Below are 17,922 nucleotides of genomic sequence, written 5' to 3' on the forward strand. Positions count from 1 at the left end.
GGCTTTGGCGAGGCCGGGGAGCCTAGCTTACTGAAATGTCAGAGAGGTCAGACGGAAGCTGCGCAAACGCGAATTCCGGCGAGAGCGATACGCGGACCGTATCTCCCGGGGCCGGGCAGAACGGGCCGATCGCCAGCGCCTGAAGAGACTCAGTTTCGGTCAGCTTGAGCTCGATCTCGATGAGGGATGACGTGCGCTGAGCCTTGATCACCTCAAGCGCGGTATCGCCTGTCCCGTCGAGGCGAACGGCTTCGGGGCGCAGGCAATAGCTGTCTGCCTCTGGAAGTTGCGTCCGCCAGCTTTCCGGCAGGGCGTCGCGCCTTACCGACTGAAGAGAGCCCAGCGCGCGCGCCACGGCCATGTTCACGGGGTTGAGATAAAGCGCCTCTGGCGTGTCTTCCTGCAGGATGACACCGTCCTTCATTACGGCAATCCGGTCGGCGGCCCGCATCGCTTCGGATGCGTCATGACTGACCAGAAGGGCCGGGATGCCCGCTTCTGCAACCGCGGCAAGAGCGATGCTCCGCACTTCTGATTTGAGCGTCACATCGAGACCCGAGAACGGCTCATCCATGAGGATCGCGACAGGCTTTGCGGCCAGTGCGCGCGCAATCGAAACACGCTGCTGTTCGCCGCCAGACAACTCATGCGGATAGGCCTTGGCGCGGTGCGACAGCCCGAGCCTCTCCAGCCAGTGACGGGCGGTCTCGCGCCTCTTGCTCTTGCTTTGGTCAGAGAGGCCAAAGCCGACATTATCTATGGCATTGAGGTGCGGAAAAAGTGCAAAATCCTGAAAGATCAGGCCGATATGGCGTTCTTCGGCGGGCACGTGCTTCGAAATCGTAGAAACAGGCGTATCGCCATGCCGGATCTCGCCTGCATCGATGGGCTCAAGGCCCGCAAACAGACGGAGCAGCGTCGACTTGCCCGCGCCCGACTGGCCGAGCAGCGCGGTGATCTTTCCAGGCTGCAGGGTCAGCGTCGCCTGATCGACAACGGCACGTCCGTCATAGCGGCGGGTGACGCCGCGTGCATGAATTGGAAGAAGATCGCTCATCCAGCCGCCCTTGATTGACCGGCCCGTGTTAGCTGCAACGACAAGAGAACGACAGGGCCAAGTCCCGCTGCGGTGATCAGAAGCGAGGGCAGGGTGGCGGCTGCAAGACGCTCATCCGAGGCATAGGCAAAGGCTTGGACCGCCAGCGTGTCCCAATTGAAAGGCCGCAGCATTAGCGTCGCAGGCAGCTCTTTGAGGGTTTCGACAAAGAGTATAATCGCGGCCGCTGAGGCCCCGGACATGGCGACAGGCAGATCGACGCGGGTCAGCCTCTGCAGACGGCTGGCGCCAAGGCTGCGTGCTGCATTGCCGAGGCTGGCTGGCGCGCGTGAAAACGCTGCGCTTAGTGGTTCTGCCCCGGCAGCGGTAAAGCGGCTCGCATAGATCCAGACAAGGAAGATGAGCGCGGCTGGTCCGGCCACAGAAAAGCCCGTCCATGAGAGGATGAAGAGCGCGCCAAGGGCGAGCACGATCCCGGGTGCGGCATAGCCAGCACCCGCTGCAAACCTGCCGATGAACTGGCTGAAGCGGTTCTGGCGCGCCCCGACAGTAATGGCGAGCGCCAGGACAAAAGCTGCAGCTGACCCCGCGAGCGCAAGTACCAGTGAATTGAAGAACGGACGGACAATCTGGCCCTGGCCGATACCTGTCTCGACGCTCACCCAGATGAGGCGTGTCACTGGAATGATAAAGCTCAGCGTCAGGACGAGCGCGCAGCCAAGCGTAACGGCCCAACCGGCGGCACGGCCAAGCGGCCTGCGGCGGGGCGTGCGCCAACGGGTCGCCGTCTGCTGAATACCGCCGCGGCCGCGTGAGACCCGCTCAATGAACTGAAGGCCGAATGCAATCAGGATCAGTAGCACGGCAAGCCTTGCGGCAACCGCAGGCTCACTGAAACTGTGCCAGGCGCGGAAGATGCCGACGCTCAGCGTCTGCACACCGAGATAGCTCGCGGCGCCATAATCAGCGGCCGTTTCCATCAGCGCGAGCGCAAGACCTGCAAAGATCGCAGGCCGCGCGGCAGGCAGGGCCACCTGCAGGAAAAGACGGCGCGGCGAGGCACCGAGGCTGCGCGCGGCCTCCATGGTGCAAAGCGACAGGTTCGAAAACGCCGCCCGCGCTGTCAGATACGCATAAGGAAAGAGCGCGCTCGCCATCACGAAGGAAAGCCCGGGAATCGAATAGACGGTCGGAAACCAGTAATCGCGCGCTGAGAGACCGGTGACATCGCGGAACGCGGACTGGATCGGCCCGGCCACATCTGCGACATCCGCCCAGGCATAAGCCAGCACATAACCCGGCGCCGCCAGCGGCAGGATCAAAGCCCACTCAAATATGCCGCGCCCGGGAAACTCGTTCAGGCTGACGAACCACGCCGTCGGTACCGCAAAGAGCAGGATGAACGTCGCCGTCAGCGCGATGACCCCCAGCGTCGTCAGCGTATAGCCTGCCAGCTGTGTCGACACGATATGCATCCACGCATCGCCGCCGCCGCCAATTACGCCTGTGAAGATCGCGATCGCCACAGGCGCGCCGATCAGCACGGCAGCTGCCAGTGTGATCAGCGCGACCGGGTTCAATCGCGGCAGGTGTATGGAGGACGCCTTGGTGGCTTGCATGGGAGAGCGGCTAGTTCCAGCCGGCCTCATCATAGATGCGCTGGGCTTCTGCCTGGCGCTCACCAAACGTGTCGAGCGGCGTTTCGCTGTCCTCAAAGTCCGGAATAGCGTCCAGACCATCTGGCCAGCTGACGCCTTCGATCACCGGAATTTCCTTTGTCTCACTGACCAGGCGCTGCTGGCCTTCAGGCGACAGGAGGAACTCGATGAACTGGATGGCCTCGTCGCGGTTTTGCGCGTTCGCGGCCAGGGCAACCCCAGTAATATTGACGTGAATGCCTTCTCCGTCGCCGAAGCTCGGAAAGGAAATCTCGGTCGCGTCAGCAGCTTCGCGGGCAGAGTCCGACCCGCTCTGCAACATGCGGACCCAGTAATAGTGATTTGTGATCGCGACCGAGCAGAGCCCTGCAGCGACCGCTTCGACCTGGTCGGTATCGCCGCCCTGCGGAGAGCGCGCCATATTGGCGACAACGCCGTCGGCCCAGTGCTGCGCCGCCTCGGCGCCCCACTTTTCCACCATTTCCGCCATAAGAGACAGATTGTAGATATTGGTCGAAGAGCGCACGCAGATTTCACCCTCGAGCGCTGGGTCAGCGAGGTCCTGCCACTGGTCGACCTGGTCTGCGCTGATCCGCTCCGGGTCATAGGCGACGCCGCGCACGCGGCGGGCGAGGCCCACCCACTGACGGCCCGGTTCCAGCAGCCGTTCGGGGATCCGCGTCTCGAACTCGCCCTGCGGCAGCGCCTGTGTCAGGCCTGCATCCGTAAAACGCCAGAGCGCGCCAGCGTCAGACGCAATAATCAGATCAGCGGGGCTGTTTTCGCCCTCGGCACGCATGGTCTCCAGAAGCTGGTTGGCACCTGCCTCGCGGTAGCGCACCCGAATGCCGGTTTCATCTGAAAAGGCGTCATACATCGCCTTGTCGGAATCATAGTGGCGCGCCGAATAGATGTTGAGCGTCCCGTCGCTGCCGGGCTCCACAGCTGGCGTGTCATCGGCGCCGGCGATCTCTTCGTTCGCGGCGGGGCTGCTATCATTCGCACCGGCTGCATCGTCACTGCCGGAGCACGCGACAAGCAGGGCCGCGAGGCCCACGCTTGCAAAGTGTTTCATGGTCAATTTCATAGGCTTCGCTAAATCACAATTGAGAAGCAATCGCAACTAGCGTGCTGAGGCACTGCGACCTTACGTCAATCTGTCGCGGCCCTTCTGTGGCCGCCCAGTTGAGCATTGACGCCGCCATTGCCTAAGAAGCTTGAATGACGGCGAAGACATCAAACGCTCAGACAATTGCAATCGCGGGGGCTGGCCTGATCGGCCTCAGCTGCGGCTTTGAACTTGCTCAGCGCGGACATGATGTGACGCTATTCGACCCGGCGGCTGCGCAATCGTCCGCTGGATGGGCCGCAGCCGGCATGATTGCGCCTGCCTATGAATGGACGCTGCAAGCCGACAATCCTGACGCCGCGTTTGAGTCCTTCTGTTTCGCAAGCAGTGATCTCTGGGCGGACTTCGCTGCGCGGGTCGAAGCTGCGACGGGTCAACGCGTTGGGTATTCGCCGCGACCAACGGCGGCGCTGGCACGCACGCCCAAGGAAGAAGAGCGCCTTGCTAAACTTTGCGAGCATCTCATCCAGCTGGGTCGTCCCGCTCAAGTCCTGAGCCCCAAGGCGCTCGAACTGGATTACGGCCTGGCACCGGGCCTTCGCGGCGGTCTGCGCCTGATGGATGATCATCAGGTCGATAACCGCCGCCTCATCGCGGCGCTTCGGTCTTTCTTCGTGACGCAGCAGAGGCTGATTGCCGTGCCTGTGTCGTCTCGGGCCGATATCGAGGCGGCTTCGGGCCGCTCATTCGACGCCATCATCTGGGCGCGCGGCAGCGAAGAAACGGGCATCAGCCAGCGCGTGAAAGGCCAGGCGATTTCGCTTTCCCCGGTCGTGGGCCAGCCCGGCAGCGTCCTCCGCTTCGGGCCGCGCTATATCGTGCCCAAGGCAGATCGCACCATTGTCGGCGCGACCAGCGAGAGCGAGTTTTCAAGCGACAGCATAGATCCGGATATCGCCGGCTCGCTTCTGGCGGAGGCTGCGTCAGTCCTGCCTGTTCTTTCGGAGGCCACCATACTCGAACACTGGGCCGGTTTTCGCCCGCTTGGACAGGGAGAGAGACCTGTGATCGGCGCGCTGGGAGGCGGTGCATTCATTGCCACCGCGCACTACCGGAACGGGGTGCTGCTCGCGCCTGCGACCGCGCGCCTGATTGCCGATCAGGTCGAAGGACATAGTTTCCCGCAGGCTTATTCGGGGTTTGCGCCACGGCAGGGGTCTGGCGCGACCGCGTAACACTGGTTCAAACAGCCGGGCCGTGATTAGAAAGACCGGCTCGAGGAGGATAAGACATGCATTCCATCGGTGAGATGACGGACGACCAGCTCGCTATCAAGGACGCCGTCGAGAAGACGTGCAGCCAGTTCGGTGAGGACTATTGGGCCAAGACAGATGAAACAGGCGACTGGCCAGAAGCGTTCTGCGACGCAATGGCGGCCGGTGGCTGGCTCGGTGTTGCCTTTCCAGAGGAATATGGCGGCGCAGGCCTTGGGCTGACTGAAGCGGCGCTCGTCATGCAGGCCGTCACCCGCTCCGGCGCCGGCTATTCAGGCGCTTCTGCAATCCACCTCAACATCTTCGGACCAAAGCCGCTCGAAAAATTCGGCAATGCCGAACAGAAGCAGGAAAACCTGCCCAAGATCATCTCCGGACAGGAGAAGATGTGTTTCGCCGTAACAGAGCCAAATTCAGGCCTCGACACGTCAAGCCTTGAGACGAAGGCAGAGCGAACGAATGCAGGCTACACGATCAATGGCCGCAAGATCTGGACGACTGGCGCGCAGCGCGCTGACAAGATCCTGATCATCGCGCGGACCACGCCGAAAGAAGAATGCTCCAAGCCATATCTCGGCCTGTCGCTCTTCTATACCGATCTCGACCGCGGCAAGATCGACGCCAAGCCGATCCCGAAGATGGGCCGCAAGGCCGTCGAATGTAACATGCTCTACATTGATGGGCTCGAAGTGCCCAAAGAGCATTTGATCGGGGAAGAGGGCGCTGGTTTCAAATACCTTCTGCAGGGCCTCAACCCGGAACGTGTTCTCTTCGCGGTCGAATCGGTCGGCCTCGGCTTCGCCGCTCTGGAGCGTGCGACCAATTACGCCAAGGACCGCGTCGTGTTCGGTCGCCCGATTGGCCAGAACCAGGGCATCCAGCATCCGCTGGCCAGAAGCTGGGCTGAGCTGAAAGCCGCCGAGCTTCTCGCCTATAAGGCCGCTGGCCTCTACGATGCCGGACAGGACTGCGGTGCTGAGGCAAATGCCGCCAAATACCTTGGCACGGAAGCTGGCTTTACCGCCTGCGAAACCGCCGTCCTGACGCATGGCGGTATGGGCTATGCCAAGGAATATCATGTCGAGCGCTATATGCGTGAAGCCATGCTTGCCCGGATCGCCCCCGTCAGCCGCGAAATGATCCTCAACTTCATCGCAGAACGCGTACTGGGCCTGCCGAAAAGCTACTAGGCGACCGGTTGGCGGCCTGAGACACTGGTTGCGCACCCGAAGAAATGCGTGCGGAAGGTCACCTCAAGACCTTCCGCACGCAATTGGTCTGCGAGATTTGATGCGTCGCCAAAATTGGTCGAGTACGTCCCGATCATTGCAAAGTCCCGCGCACCTTTCAGGAATATTTTCTCCACCATCGGCAAGACCTGCTTGAGATAGAAAATATACAGTGGACGAAGCCACCATCCTTTGGGGTCCGAGGCTTCAATGAAGCAGAACGCTCCGCCGGGCTTCAGCGTGGATGCGGTAAGTTCAGCAAGCTTCTGATGTTGCGCGCTATTGAAGGTCTTGAGTCCAAAGGTGGATACAATCAGGTCGGCGCTGCTAGGTGGAAGATCGCTTGCCAAAACATCGTCTTCAACAAAGCCGATCTTGTCAGCACGCATGTCATGCAGTCGTTTCAAGGCCCGTTGGTGCATGCCGCTAGATATGTCCACGGCGATCACTTTCTGGATGTCCGGATACCGCCTCATCAGATGCGGCCAGATCTCACCCGTGCCTGCCATCAGATCATAGCAGGTTTGAGGTGGCTCGGGCGTCTTTGGTAGCGCTTCGACGCACTGTCTACGCCAGCGCTCCGTAAAACCCATCGAGCATACATAACTGAACAGAATGTATTTCTTGGAGCATCGATCAAATAGCTCTTTGACGAATGCAGGGTCGTAGATACCTTTCCCAGGATTGGACATCAGCTATTTCTCGGCGGGCGCCGCATGATCGTGCCTGAGAAATTCAGGCATGGCTTGCCGTCGGCCGTAATGAGGCCGCGCACGAAGATAATCGATTTGCCAGACCGCAGCACCTCGCCGCGTGCTTCAATATAGGCACCTTCTGGCGGCCCAGAGAGGAACTCAGACGTGAAGGCAACGGTCACGCCGTATTGGCCGTGAAGCTTGTCATGCGCGATGCCGAACAGGGAAAAGTCGGCGAAGGCCATCAGGCAGCCACCATGCACCACGCCGCCCTTGTTCATATGCTTTCGCTCAGCGCGGAAGGCGCAGACCGGGCCTTTCTCGTCGACACGGAAATAGAACGGGCCGGCGGTGTCATACTCGAACGGCTCATCCTTCCAGGTCGACCAGCCCTTGAATTCCCCCGTCTCGCACATCTCTCCTGTGACCATCTTTTCTTCCCTCGCGTTTCTGCTTTGCGCCCGTCTAAACGTGCTTGCCGCCTGCTGCCAAGCGACGCGGGGCTTGCCCTTCGACAGAAGCGCCCTCAAAGCCTATGTTGAGCCGAAACCGGATGGGAGAAAAGACATGGCATTTGACGCCGAAATTCGCCAGGCGCTGATCGATCAGGTGCGCCGCTTCGTCAACGAGAAGTGCATTCCAATCGAAGGGCAGGTCGCCGAGACCGACGAGGTCCCGCAGAACGTTGTCGATGAGATGAAACAGCTTGGCCTCTTTGGCCTCGCCGTACCGGAAGAATATGGCGGGCTCGGGCTCGACATGGAAACCGAATGCCTCGTCGCGCTGGAGCTTGGCCGCACGTCTCCTGCCTTCCGCTCTGTTGCGGGTACGAATATCGGCATTGGCAGCCAGGCGCTCGTCCTCTTTGGTACCGAAGAGCAGAAGCAGAAATGGCTGCCAGGCATTGCGTCCGGTGACTATATCGCGAGCTTCGCGCTGACAGAGCCTGAAGCTGGGTCGGATGCGGGCAGCCTGCGAACAAAGGCGATCCGCGACGGCGACCATTATGTGATCAATGGCTCCAAGCGCTACATCACGAACGCAAACAAGGCGCAGCTCTTCACAACGATGGCGCGCACCGATCCGGACACGCCCGGCGGCAAAGGTGTCTCCGCCTTCATCGTTGACCGCGACACGCCCGGCATCACCGTCGGCAAGCCCGAACAGAAGATGGGCCAGCAGGGCGCCCATGCCTGCGATGTGATCTTCGAGGATGTTCGCGTGCCCGCCGAGAACATGATCGGCAGCGAAGGCGAAGGCTTCAAGGTTGCCATGAGCGTCCTCGACAAAGGCCGCCTGCACATCTCTGCCGTAGCCACAGGCGCATCCGAGCGTCTGATCAAGGAAATGGTCAATTATGCGATGGAGCGTGAGCAGTTCGGCAAGCCGATTGCCCAGCACCAGTTGATCCAGGCCATGATGGCCGACAGCCAGGCGGAAACCTATGCCGCCCGTTCGATGATCCTTGATGCCGCCCGCCGCCGCGATGCCGGTGAGAATGTCACTATGCTGGCTTCCTCCACCAAGCTTTTTGCGTGCGAGGCAACGGGCCGTGTCGCAGACCGCGCCGTGCAGGTTTTCGGTGGGGCAGGCTATATCACTGATTATGGCATTGAACGCTTCTACCGCGATGTGCGACTGTTCCGTCTCTATGAGGGCACGTCCCAGATTCAGCAGATCGTCATTGCGCGCGAGCTGATGAAGGCGGCAAAAGCCGATCAGCTTTAGGCAGGGCGCCGAGCGCAAAAAGGATATATGCGAAGATGACAGCGAATGAGGATGGGATTCAGGCGTCGGATGTCGGCCTGAATGAAGAGCGGCTGAACCGGATCCCGGAGTATTTTGCCGACAACTATCTCGACACGGGCAAGCTGCCTTGTGTCGCCACGCTGGTGTCCCGCAATGGCCAGATCGTTCATGAAGCTTATCGCGGCCGCGATGAGCTGGGCGGGGGCGATCCGATCGGGCCGGACACCATCTTCCGCATCTATTCCATGACCAAGCCGGTCACGTCCGTGGCCGCCATGATGTTGTTTGAGGAGGGAAAGCTCCGCCTCGACCATCCGGTCCATCACTACCTTCCGGAGTTCGCCGACACAGAAATGTGGGTGAAGGGCACGATCGACGACTATGAGACCCGCAAGCCGATCCGGCCCATGGAAGTGCGCGACCTCTTCACCCATACGTCCGGCCTGACCTATGGCTTCCTCATGCAGCATGAGGTCGATGCCCTCTATCGGCGTGAGAAGATCGCCCGGCCAGACGAGTCGCTGGAAGAAATGTGCAAGCGTCTCGCCAGACTGCCGCTGCTCTTCTCGCCGGGGACGCGCTGGAACTATAGCCACTCGATCGACGTGCTCGGCCGCATCGTGGAGGTTGTCTCCGGACAGACGCTGGACCAGTTCTTCCGTGAACGGATATTTGGTCCGCTGGAAATGGTCGACACCGATTTCCATGTCCCCAAGGATAAGCTCCACCGCCTCATGGCGTGCTATTCGCGCGACCCGGAAACCGGCAGGATCAGCGAAAGCGATGGTAAGGGCGAGGCTTCACGGGCTTACCGGCATCAGCCGCCAATGCTCAACGCTGGCGGCGGACTGGTCTCTACACTGAGGGATTATCATCGCTTCTGCCTGATGCTGCTCCACGGTGGCGCGCTGCATGGAACACGCTTGCTCAGTCCAAAGACGGTTGAGTTCATGCGGCTCAACCATCTGCCAGAGAACCGCACCATCAAGCAGATGGGCGACAAGACCTTCTCTGAGGCGCGCATGGAAGGCAACGGTTTCGGCCTTGGCGGCAGCACGATCGTCAATGTCGCTGACGCGATGCAGCCAGGCTCTGTCGGCACATTCAGCTGGGGCGGTCTCGCCAACACCTTCTTCTGGATTGACTATGAAGAAGAGCTGATTGCCATTCAGGCGACGCAGATGATCCCGTCAGGCTGCTATCCGCTTCGCCCGCAATTCCAGCAGCTCGTCTATGCGGCCATCGAATGGTGAGCCCTGAAGACATCAAGCGCCGACGCAAGTCGACGCTGGATGAGCTCATCCTGGAGCTTGTCGCTGAACGCGGCGAGGAGAAGACCGTCTGCCCGTCCGAAGTCGCGCGCGCCAAGCGCGATGAGAACTGGCAGCAATTGATGGGTGAAATCCGCGTGCGCGCGATCAAGCTCGCCGATGCTGGCCAGATCGCCATCTACCGCAAAGGAAAGCCGGCAGACCCCCATGATTTCAAGGGCGTCTACCGGCTCGGTCTTCCAGATAAGTCTTAAGTCGGCCTAGGCCTTCTTGAAGTCTGCAGGACGCTTTTCGAGGAAGGCCTTCACGCCTTCAGCAAAATCAGGCGACCGGCCAGCGGTACGCTGTGCAAACCGCTCGGCCTGTAGCTGATTGTCAAAGTCATTGTCTTCGGCCTGCCAGATCAGGTCGCGGATCAGCGCGAGCGCCGTCGTCGGCCCACTTGCGAGCTTCTGAGCATAGGCCTTGGCCTCATCCAGCAGCTTGTCGTCGGCGACAACGCGGTTGACGAGGCCCCATGTTTCGGCCTGCGCCGCCGGGATCTTTTCGCCGAACAGCGTCATTTCCATAGCGCGGGCCCGGCCAATGGCGCGGGTCAAGAGATAGGTCGAGCCACCATCAGGCACCAGGCCAATGCGGCGGAATGCCTGAAGGAAATAGGCGCTCTCTGCGGCAATGATGAAGTCACCAGCGAGCGCGATTGAACAACCAACGCCAGCTGCAGCCCCGTTCACCGCCGTAATCACTGGGTGAGGGTGTGTGCGGATCGCCTTGATGAAGGGATTGTACATCCGGTCCAGCTCGCGGCCTGCATCCGGTTTGCGCACGGGCTTGGAGCCGCCCGCCATATTGCCCGAAAGGTTTGCGCCTGAGCAGAAGCCGCGGCCATTGCCGGTAATGATCGTGCAGCGGGCTTCGTCGCCGGCCTTTTCGAGCGCCAGGCTCATCTCGTCGATCGTATCGATACCAGCAGCGTTCATGGTCGATGGATCGTTGAACGCGATGATCGCGATATCGTCCTGGACCTCGTAAGTGATCTTCTCAAAGCTCATCGCGGCTTATCCTCCTTCAAAGATTTGAAGCCGACTGTAGCGCGCTCTAAAGACACCAAAAACCGTGACGCCGGGGCAATCTTTGGAAACCCCGGCAATTCCGGTACACTGGGCTTCAAGTGAAATATTGCTGGAGGTTATGATGGCATTAGAAGGCGGCGCAGGCGAGCTCGGCACGATCCTCGCAAAACAGAAGGCGGCCCATCTTCGCGATGGCGCGCCATCACTGGAAAAACGGATCGACTGGCTCGACCGCTCGATCGACCTCCTCGTCACGCATGGTGATGCCCTGAATGAGGCGATGCGTGAGGATTTCGGTCACCGGTCCAAGGACCAGTCGAACTTCACCGATATTGCAGGCTCCATCGGCGCGCTGAAGCATGCAAAGAAGCATGTGAAGAGCTGGATGAAGCCTGAAAAGCGCTCAACCGATTTCCCGCTCGGGCTGTTTGGCGCCAAGGCGCAGATCCAGTATCAGCCAAAGGGCGTCATCGGCATTATCAGCCCCTGGAATTTCCCGGTTAACCTGACCTTCACGCCGCTGGCGGGCGTCTTCGCGGCCGGTAACCGCACGATGATCAAGCCATCGGAGTTTACCGAGCAGACCTCGGAGCTGATGAAGAAGCTCTTTGCCGAATACTATTCAGAAGAAGAGGTCGCCGTTGCGACAGGCGGGCCGGATGTCGGCGCAGCCTTCTCCAAGCTCGCTTTCGACCATCTGCTTTTCACGGGCGCGACCTCAATCGCCTATCACGTCATGCGCGCGGCTGCCGACAATCTGGTCCCGCTGACGCTGGAGCTTGGCGGCAAGTCGCCCGTCATTCTCGGCGAATCGGCAGACATGGAAAAAGCTGCCAAACGGATCATGGCTGGCAAGACGCTGAATGCCGGGCAAATCTGTCTGGCGCCCGACTATGCCTTCGTGCCCAAGGACAAGACGCGCGACTTCATCGCCGCGGCGACAAAGTCGGTCGAGAGCATGTTCCCGAGCGGTATCAAGGATAATGACGACTACACCTCCATCATCAACCAGCGCCATTTCGAACGGCTGAACGGTTACATTGATGATGCGCGCGCCAAGGGCGCCGAAGTCGTTCAGATCAACCCGAAAGGTGAAGATCTGACGCAGCAGCCATATCACAAGATTGCGCCAACCATCATTGTCGATCCGACCGACGACATGAAGGTGATGCAGGATGAAATTTTCGGGCCCATCCTGCCCATCAAGTCCTATGGCTCCACCGAGGAAGCGATCGGCTATATCAACGCTCACCCGCGTCCGCTTGGCCTCTATTATTTTGGCCAGGACTCCGATGAACGCGAAACTGTGCTCAACAATACGACCTCTGGCGGTGTGACTGTGAATGACGTGATCTTTCACGTCGCACAGGAAGACCTGCCTTTCGGCGGTGTCGGTCCATCAGGCATGGGCAGCTATCACGGCGTCGACGGCTTCCGTGAGTTCAGCCACCGCAAGTCGGTCTATACGCAGGTCGGTGCAGATCTTATGGCGGTCGCCCGCCCGCCTTACGGCGCGAAATACCGCAAGCTCGTTTCAGGCCGCCTGAAGAAGTAAGCATTGGCAGGCGCAGGCGCTGGCGCTCGCCAGTTGCCTGCCCTGGCTCTATTTTGGAAAATACGCCTGCGACGCGAATTATTTTCAATTAGTCGTTTCATTTGTCTATTTTCTGTGCGAACTCAACGGCCATATCTTGGTCGTAGCAGGGGGCATGGGTGGTGTCAGACTATCGCGAGCGGATTGAGCTTGCTGTTCTCGATCAGCTTGGCGAGGGGGTCATCCTGGCTGACCGCGATGGAAAGATCGTCACGGTCAATCGCGCGGCGGAAGTCATCCATGGCCGAAGTCAGCTTGATGTCGAACCGGATGACTATAGCGACAGTTATGAGCTGCTGACGCTCGATGATGATCCATATCCTGCTGAAAAGCTTCCCCTGACGCAAGCTGTCGTTCACGGCAGGACGGTTACCGATGTGCCGTGGAAAATCAAACGTCCGGACGGAAGCGTGGTCATCGCCGTTGGTACGGCCCGGCCAATTCTCGACGCATCGGGAAAGCAGATCGCTGCGGTTCTGACAATGCGCGATGAAACGCTGCGGTATCATGCCGAGCAGAGCCTTAAGGAGGCGCTCGAAGTAAAAGAGACGCTGCTCTATGAGGTCAATCACCGCGTGCGGAACAGCCTGCAGGTTGTCTCGTCCATCGTCTCGATGCACATGCGAACCGTGAAGGATGCCGATGCGCGCGAAGCACTGGAGGCAGCGCGCCGCCGCATCGATGTTATCACCGCGACGCATCGAAGCCTCTATGAACTTGGCACCCATGACTGGGTGGACTGCTCCCACCTTCTGCCAGACCTTTGCAAGCAGGTCGCCGATACGTTCTCGCGTGACAACGCGATAACGCTGAAATGCAAAAAAACCGGCGTCATTGTCCTTGCTGTCAGCCAGGCGGTCTCGCTCTGTCTTGCCGTGACCGAGCTGATGATCAATGCCTGCAAGTACGCCTTCGATGGCAGGGACGGCGGGCGGATTGAGCTTGTCCTTGAAGCATCCGACGATCAGATCATCGTCAGCGTATCGGACAATGGTGTCGGCATCAAAGACCCGGAGGATGGTGCCAAGACTGGCATTGGCTCAATGATCGTCTCGAGCCTTGCGCATAGTCTCGATGCCACCATTGAGCGTAAGACCGGCCCCGATGGCACCACATTCACGATCAGTTTCGCGCCAAAGCTGGATAACCGGCGCCCTGCCACCGGCCTTCCAACATCATCTGTATACAGCACGCTCGATCATTGGGAGAGCAACAGGCTCGCCTGATGAGGCAGGTCTAACGCTTCAGGAAATCCGGGACATCATTGCCGAAGCCGCGAACGCCGTCCGAGGCAGGCTGAAGCTTGTCGGATTTATCCGATTTGCCGGACTTTCCGCGTGAGCTTGATCTTGCCTGACGCGGTTTCTTTTCCGCGGCGGGCCGGTCTTCCTGTTTTGGCGCGGCCTTTTCAGCAGGCTCTTGCGGTTTGGCCTGCGGTTTTTCGGCCGGGGTGTCGCTGGACGCCGTCTTTGCGCCGCCGCGTGAGCGTCCACGTCCGCCTCCGGAACTGTTGCCGCTTGAACCGCCGCCGCTCTCGCCGCGGCGGCTACTTCCGCTGCTGCTGCTACGCCCGCGTCCTCTGCCGCGTCCGCGTCCGCCTGTATCTTCAGGCAGGGCTTCAATTTCTTCAGCAAGGCCTGGCAGGTCGAGCGTTTTAACGTCCTGACCGATCAGCTTGACGACGCCTTCCCAGGATTTTTCATCCTCTGGCGTGACAATGGTAACACTTTCGCCTTCGCGTCCGGCGCGTCCGGTCCGGCCGATGCGGTGGACATAGTCCTCATCCTTCGGAGGCGGGGCATAGTTGAACACATGGCTTACATCGGGAACGTCCAGCCCGCGGGCGGCGACATCAGAGGCAACCAGCAGTTTGAGCGTGCCATCCCGGAAACGGTCGAGTGTCTGCGTGCGATAGGCTTGCGGCAGATCGCCATGGATGGCGGCGGCGTCGAAGCCATGCTTGATCAGCGATTTGACGACGATGTCGACATTGCGCTTGCGGTTACAGAAGACGATGCCGTTCTTCACATTGCGCGCATTGATGATGTGGCGCAGCGCCGTGCGTTTCGCCTTGTCGTCGCCGCGCGAGAGCTTCACGACATATTGCGTAATCGTTTCAGCGGTCTGTGCCTGGCGCGCGACCTCGATCTTCATCGGGTCCTTCTGGAAGCGCTGGGCGAGCTTGTTGATCTCTGGCGGCATGGTCGCCGAAAAGAGCAGCGTCTGGCGGCGCGGTGGCAGCATGGCGCAGATCTTCTCGATGTCAGGGATAAAGCCCATATCCAGCATGCGGTCAGCTTCGTCGATGACGAGGATTTCTACACCGGTCAGCAGGATCTTGCCGCGTTCGAACTGGTCGATCAGGCGGCCTGGCGTCGCGATCAGCACGTCGACGCCGCGCATCAGCTTCTGTTCCTGATCCTTGAACGACACACCGCCTATAAGCAGCGCCATTTCAAGCTTCAGATTCTTGCCATACTTTTCGAAGTTCTCGGCAACCTGCGCGGCGAGCTCACGCGTCGGCGCAAGGATCAGTGTGCGGGGCATGCGGGCCCGGGCGCGGCCGCGTTCCAGCCGGTGGATCATGGGCAGGACGAAAGCGGCCGTCTTGCCGGTACCGGTTTGCGCGATGCCTGTAACGTCGCCGCCCAGCAGGATCTGCGGAATTGCTTTTGCCTGTATAGGGGTCGGCGTTGTGTATCCGGACTCTTCAATCGCCTGCATGACTTTTGGGCCAAGGCCAAGTGCGGCAAAGGTGGTCTTCGGAATTTCGTTTTCTGTGTCGGTCAAATGTGTCTCTTTCGGAGGATGGATGTGTACGCTCGGAATTAAGCCGTCCGTATGACAGCTATGGTCCGGGCGCTTTTCCATGCCCGGAAGAACATATGGCGCCGCCATAGCCGAATTTCCGCATGTGCGAAAGGGGCTGGCTGTCTCACCAAAGAAATGGCCCGTCTTCGGCAAGGAAGACGGGCCACCGAATACTGAACGTCTTGAATAGACCTAGCTGGCGTCGGCCAGGTTCTGGTTCACGAAGTCCCAGTTAACCAGATTGTCGAGGAAGGCCTGCATGTAGTCAGGACGCGCATTCTGATAGTCGAGGTAATAGGCGTGCTCCCAGACATCCATGGTCAGTAGCGGCGTTGCGCCCTCATCGGTGACAGGCGTCTCGGCATTTGGCGTCTTGCGGACTTCCAGCTTGCCATTGGCAAGGACCAGCCATGCCCAGCCGGAGCCAAACTGACTGCCGCCTGCTGCCTTGAATTCCTTGGCGAAGTCTTCGTAGGAGCCAAAGTCCTCGTCGATCTTCTTGGCGATCGCGCCATTCGGCTTGCCGCCGCCGTCTGGCTTCATCGAATGCCAGTAGAAAGTGTGGTTCCAGACCTGGGCAGCGTTATTGAACAGGCCCGCTTTGGAGTTGTCGCCCGACGCATCCTTGATGATCTTCTCAAGCGGCGCATCTGCGTGCGCGGTGCCGTCGATCAGTTTGTTGAGGTTGTTCACATAGGCCTGGTGGTGCTTGCCATAGTGATAGTTCAGTGTGTCCTCGGAGACATGAGGGGACAGCGCATCACGTGAATAGGGAAGTGGGGGTAGGTCAAAAGCCATTGGGTCAACTCCTTGCTGATTTGCCGCCTTTTTTTCAGGCGCTTCCTGACAGATATGGTTGCCATGACGTTTAGTTCCACCCCGGCAGCGCCTGAAATCTGGGCAAATATCGATCGTCGCCTTCGCACAGGCGATGAAGACCGCTGGTTATCATCGCGATATGCAAGCGAATCCGGCCGCCGGTCACTGGTGGCGCTGTACGGCTTCTGCTGGGAACTGGCGCGTGTGCGCCTGATCGTGACGGAGCCGACCATGGGCGCGATCCGCTTTCAGTGGTGGCGCGATGCGCTCGAGGAACTGAAGGAAGGCAAACCCCCGCGCGCCCACGATGTTGCCACCGCCATCGCGCACATGCTGGCGGAAACCGTGCTGAGGGCGGATGATCTCGTGCAGATCGTCGATGCCTATGAGGCCGCCTATGAAAGCCGCGATCGAAGCCTTGAGCCGGAAACGCAGATGGCCTTGCTTGCCGCCCGTATCATCGATCCCGCCGTCGATTGCAGGTCCGAGATCGAAACGCTTGCGCCGTTCTTTGCAGCCAGACGCAGGGGAGAGGACGTCGCCGGCCCGCCCCGCCCAATACGCGTGCCCGCCAGCATCCGGCCCGCCATCGCCCATTTCCGGCTCCGCAAACTCTACCGCCGCGAAAAGCCGGCGAGTTTACTTGCCAGACGCCTCTGCGTGCTGCGTGCGGTGATGTCAGGCTGGCTCTGACCGGCTTGCCTGCCACAGCGTCCCAACCTCGTCTTCAAACGCCTTCTTGTCGGCCCAGAAAAGCTTCCTGCCGAGCTGCAGGGCATCATCGGCAAGGCTTTTCTGGCGTGCCGCGCACAGGCTGCCCACAAGTTCAAAGGTCTCATCGCGACTGCCAAACTGGCGCTCGGCTGCCTTCGTGAGGACATGAAGATCATGATGGTCGCCCAGCAGGTTCGAGAGGTGATGAGCTTCGTCGGCATACGCCTCCAGCACGGGTGGCCACGCCTTTCTGACAAGCCGGAGATGGAACCAGTGATATTTCGCGCGCTTGCGCCAGTCATGAAAATCCTCCGCCACGCCGGAAGACTCTGCCTTCGCCATGGCTTTCACAGCGCGCTTGTAGGTCTTCGCCGCCCCTTCCGACACAGCCTCGGCGCCCTCGGCGCTAAGCGTCCAGCCGTCCACCCGGTCCAGCGCCTCGCGAAAGACCAGCCGCATGTCGGCGAGCGTCTCTTCGATCTCGGTTTCGTCGAGCTCGTCCCTGTCGGCAGATAGCTGTGTGCGCAGCGGTTTCAGCGCGGCTTTCTTCAGCTCATCGGCGAAGCGGATCTCGATCTCATCCACGGTTTCCAGAACGGCACTCGCGTCCCGCACATTGGAAAGTGTGCGGGCCGCATCGCGGAAGCATTCATTCTCCGCCTTATACCCGTCGAAACAGGGCCGCACGAGCCGCAGCAGCCCGCGCATCTTCTTGCAGCGTTTGCGGATCTCGTGAACTTTCTCTTCCTGCGGCAGCTCTTCGTCGCGCAGATGCTCCAGCCCGGACTCGATCTGGCTTCGTGCCACGCGTTTGAGCCCGGCCTCTACGCTCTCGTCTGCCGGTCTGAATGAATATGCCATGTGCGGTCCTCGTGCGTGCTTCGGTCAATAGGAAAGCTCGCCGCCAGG

General features: G+C 60.1%; 18 protein-coding genes. 9 read left to right on the top strand and 9 right to left on the bottom strand.

Annotated features, from left to right (window positions below):
• Window positions 1-22: 22 nt before the first annotated feature.
• Genes F550_RS0102875 through F550_RS0102885 form a run of 3 tightly spaced genes read right to left on the bottom strand, consistent with a single transcriptional unit; the run spans window position 23 to window position 3,790 of the window.
• Window positions 23-1,057 (bottom strand): ABC transporter ATP-binding protein, encoded by a 1,035-nt coding sequence (locus F550_RS0102875; protein WP_018147024.1) that lies wholly within the window; start codon window positions 1,055-1,057, stop codon window positions 23-25.
• Window positions 1,054-2,676: an ABC transporter permease gene (locus tag F550_RS0102880; protein ID WP_018147025.1), complete on the bottom strand. Its 1,623-nt coding sequence runs from the start codon at window positions 2,674-2,676 to the stop codon at window positions 1,054-1,056. The genes F550_RS0102875 and F550_RS0102880 overlap by 4 nt, the downstream gene beginning before the upstream one ends.
• 10 nt (window positions 2,677-2,686) lie before the next feature.
• On the bottom strand, window positions 2,687-3,790 hold the full coding sequence (locus F550_RS0102885) for an extracellular solute-binding protein (protein WP_018147026.1): 1,104 nt from the start codon (window positions 3,788-3,790) through the stop codon (window positions 2,687-2,689).
• A gap of 146 nt (window positions 3,791-3,936) precedes the next feature.
• Here F550_RS0102885 and F550_RS0102890 point away from each other — a divergent pair, with 146 nt between their 5' ends.
• Window positions 3,937-5,019: an FAD-dependent oxidoreductase gene (locus tag F550_RS0102890; RefSeq protein ID WP_018147027.1), complete on the top strand. Its 1,083-nt coding sequence runs from the start codon at window positions 3,937-3,939 to the stop codon at window positions 5,017-5,019.
• Between the two features lie 56 nt (window positions 5,020-5,075).
• Window positions 5,076-6,248, top strand: coding sequence for an acyl-CoA dehydrogenase family protein (locus F550_RS0102895; protein WP_018147028.1), 1,173 nt, complete (start codon window positions 5,076-5,078; stop codon window positions 6,246-6,248).
• Here F550_RS0102895 and F550_RS0102900 read toward each other — a convergent pair.
• Both F550_RS0102900 and F550_RS0102905 read right to left on the bottom strand, forming a co-directional pair.
• A complete protein-coding gene (locus F550_RS0102900) occupies window positions 6,245-6,979 on the bottom strand; it encodes a class I SAM-dependent methyltransferase (protein ID WP_018147029.1) in 735 nt (244 codons plus the stop codon). The two genes, F550_RS0102895 and F550_RS0102900, sit on opposite strands and share 4 nt — an antisense overlap.
• Window positions 6,979-7,413 (bottom strand): PaaI family thioesterase, encoded by a 435-nt coding sequence (locus F550_RS0102905; protein WP_026180524.1) that lies wholly within the window; start codon window positions 7,411-7,413, stop codon window positions 6,979-6,981. Before F550_RS0102905 ends, F550_RS0102900 begins: the two co-directional genes overlap by 1 nt.
• 136 nt (window positions 7,414-7,549) lie before the next feature.
• Here F550_RS0102905 and F550_RS0102910 point away from each other — a divergent pair, with 136 nt between their 5' ends.
• The 3 genes from F550_RS0102910 to F550_RS0102920 are packed head-to-tail and all read left to right on the top strand — an operon-like array spanning window position 7,550 to window position 10,256.
• Complete coding sequence (locus tag F550_RS0102910) at window positions 7,550-8,710, top strand: acyl-CoA dehydrogenase family protein (RefSeq protein WP_026180525.1); 1,161 nt, start codon at window positions 7,550-7,552, stop codon at window positions 8,708-8,710.
• Window positions 8,711-8,745: 35 nt separating this feature from the next.
• On the top strand, window positions 8,746-9,984 hold the full coding sequence (locus F550_RS0102915) for a serine hydrolase domain-containing protein (protein WP_018147032.1): 1,239 nt from the start codon (window positions 8,746-8,748) through the stop codon (window positions 9,982-9,984).
• Window positions 9,978-10,256: a DUF3253 domain-containing protein gene (locus F550_RS0102920; RefSeq protein ID WP_018147033.1), complete on the top strand. Its 279-nt coding sequence runs from the start codon at window positions 9,978-9,980 to the stop codon at window positions 10,254-10,256. The genes F550_RS0102915 and F550_RS0102920 overlap by 7 nt, the downstream gene beginning before the upstream one ends.
• Before the next feature lie 6 nt (window positions 10,257-10,262).
• On the opposite strand, the gene F550_RS0102925 is transcribed toward F550_RS0102920, so the two are convergent.
• Entirely contained in the window at window positions 10,263-11,054 is a 792-nt protein-coding gene (locus F550_RS0102925; protein ID WP_018147034.1) for an enoyl-CoA hydratase/isomerase, read from the bottom strand.
• A gap of 139 nt (window positions 11,055-11,193) precedes the next feature.
• Here F550_RS0102925 and F550_RS0102930 point away from each other — a divergent pair, with 139 nt between their 5' ends.
• Both F550_RS0102930 and F550_RS0102935 read left to right on the top strand, forming a co-directional pair.
• A complete protein-coding gene (locus F550_RS0102930) occupies window positions 11,194-12,630 on the top strand; it encodes a coniferyl aldehyde dehydrogenase (RefSeq protein WP_018147035.1) in 1,437 nt (478 codons plus the stop codon).
• A gap of 161 nt (window positions 12,631-12,791) precedes the next feature.
• Window positions 12,792-13,895: a sensor histidine kinase gene (locus F550_RS0102935; protein WP_018147036.1), complete on the top strand. Its 1,104-nt coding sequence runs from the start codon at window positions 12,792-12,794 to the stop codon at window positions 13,893-13,895.
• A 10-nt stretch (window positions 13,896-13,905) separates the two neighbouring features.
• Here F550_RS0102935 and F550_RS0102940 read toward each other — a convergent pair whose 3' ends face one another.
• Entirely contained in the window at window positions 13,906-15,393 is a 1,488-nt protein-coding gene (locus F550_RS0102940; RefSeq protein ID WP_407637655.1) for a DEAD/DEAH box helicase, read from the bottom strand.
• Window positions 15,394-15,538: 145 nt separating this feature from the next.
• On the opposite strand from F550_RS0102940, the gene F550_RS19475 reads away from it, so the two are divergent.
• Window positions 15,539-15,670, top strand: a complete 132-nt coding sequence (locus tag F550_RS19475) for a hypothetical protein (protein ID WP_267878939.1) — start codon at window positions 15,539-15,541, stop codon at window positions 15,668-15,670.
• 2 nt (window positions 15,671-15,672) lie between these two features.
• Here F550_RS19475 and F550_RS0102945 read toward each other — a convergent pair whose 3' ends face one another.
• Window positions 15,673-16,278, bottom strand: a complete 606-nt coding sequence (locus tag F550_RS0102945) for a superoxide dismutase (RefSeq protein ID WP_018147038.1) — start codon at window positions 16,276-16,278, stop codon at window positions 15,673-15,675.
• Window positions 16,279-16,341: 63 nt separating this feature from the next.
• On the opposite strand from F550_RS0102945, the gene F550_RS18350 reads away from it, so the two are divergent.
• Entirely contained in the window at window positions 16,342-16,992 is a 651-nt protein-coding gene (locus F550_RS18350; protein ID WP_169332239.1) for a squalene/phytoene synthase family protein, read from the top strand.
• Here the strand turns inward: F550_RS18350 and F550_RS0102960 are convergent.
• Window positions 16,978-17,874, bottom strand: coding sequence for a CHAD domain-containing protein (locus F550_RS0102960; protein ID WP_018147040.1), 897 nt, complete (start codon window positions 17,872-17,874; stop codon window positions 16,978-16,980). The genes F550_RS18350 and F550_RS0102960 overlap by 15 nt on opposite strands.
• Window positions 17,875-17,922: the final 48 nt, after the last annotated feature.

The organism is Henriciella marina DSM 19595 (assembly GCF_000376805.1).
GTDB lineage: Bacteria > Pseudomonadota > Alphaproteobacteria > Caulobacterales > Hyphomonadaceae > Henriciella > Henriciella marina.

Bases quoted from the DNA above. Each gene is read 5' to 3' on its own strand.
- F550_RS0102875 (WP_018147024.1), bottom strand. From the start codon at position 1,057: ATGAGCGATCTTCTTCCAATTCATGCACGCGGCGTCACCCGCCGCTAT.
- F550_RS18350 (WP_169332239.1), top strand. From the start codon at position 16,342: ATGACGTTTAGTTCCACCCCGGCAGCGCCTGAAATCTGGGCAAATATC.
- F550_RS0102915 (WP_018147032.1), top strand. From the start codon at position 8,746: ATGACAGCGAATGAGGATGGGATTCAGGCGTCGGATGTCGGCCTGAAT.
- F550_RS0102940 (WP_407637655.1), bottom strand. From the start codon at position 15,393: ATGCAGGCGATTGAAGAGTCCGGATACACAACGCCGACCCCTATACAG.
- F550_RS19475 (WP_267878939.1), top strand. From the start codon at position 15,539: ATGCCCGGAAGAACATATGGCGCCGCCATAGCCGAATTTCCGCATGTG.
- F550_RS0102960 (WP_018147040.1), bottom strand. From the start codon at position 17,874: ATGGCATATTCATTCAGACCGGCAGACGAGAGCGTAGAGGCCGGGCTC.
- F550_RS0102910 (WP_026180525.1), top strand. From the start codon at position 7,550: ATGGCATTTGACGCCGAAATTCGCCAGGCGCTGATCGATCAGGTGCGC.
- F550_RS0102880 (WP_018147025.1), bottom strand. From the start codon at position 2,676: ATGCAAGCCACCAAGGCGTCCTCCATACACCTGCCGCGATTGAACCCG.
- F550_RS0102890 (WP_018147027.1), top strand. From the start codon at position 3,937: ATGACGGCGAAGACATCAAACGCTCAGACAATTGCAATCGCGGGGGCT.
- F550_RS0102930 (WP_018147035.1), top strand. From the start codon at position 11,194: ATGATGGCATTAGAAGGCGGCGCAGGCGAGCTCGGCACGATCCTCGCA.
- F550_RS0102920 (WP_018147033.1), top strand. From the start codon at position 9,978: ATGGTGAGCCCTGAAGACATCAAGCGCCGACGCAAGTCGACGCTGGAT.
- F550_RS0102885 (WP_018147026.1), bottom strand. From the start codon at position 3,790: ATGAAACACTTTGCAAGCGTGGGCCTCGCGGCCCTGCTTGTCGCGTGC.
- F550_RS0102905 (WP_026180524.1), bottom strand. From the start codon at position 7,413: ATGGTCACAGGAGAGATGTGCGAGACGGGGGAATTCAAGGGCTGGTCG.
- F550_RS0102895 (WP_018147028.1), top strand. From the start codon at position 5,076: ATGCATTCCATCGGTGAGATGACGGACGACCAGCTCGCTATCAAGGAC.
- F550_RS0102945 (WP_018147038.1), bottom strand. From the start codon at position 16,278: ATGGCTTTTGACCTACCCCCACTTCCCTATTCACGTGATGCGCTGTCC.
- F550_RS0102900 (WP_018147029.1), bottom strand. From the start codon at position 6,979: ATGTCCAATCCTGGGAAAGGTATCTACGACCCTGCATTCGTCAAAGAG.
- F550_RS0102925 (WP_018147034.1), bottom strand. From the start codon at position 11,054: ATGAGCTTTGAGAAGATCACTTACGAGGTCCAGGACGATATCGCGATC.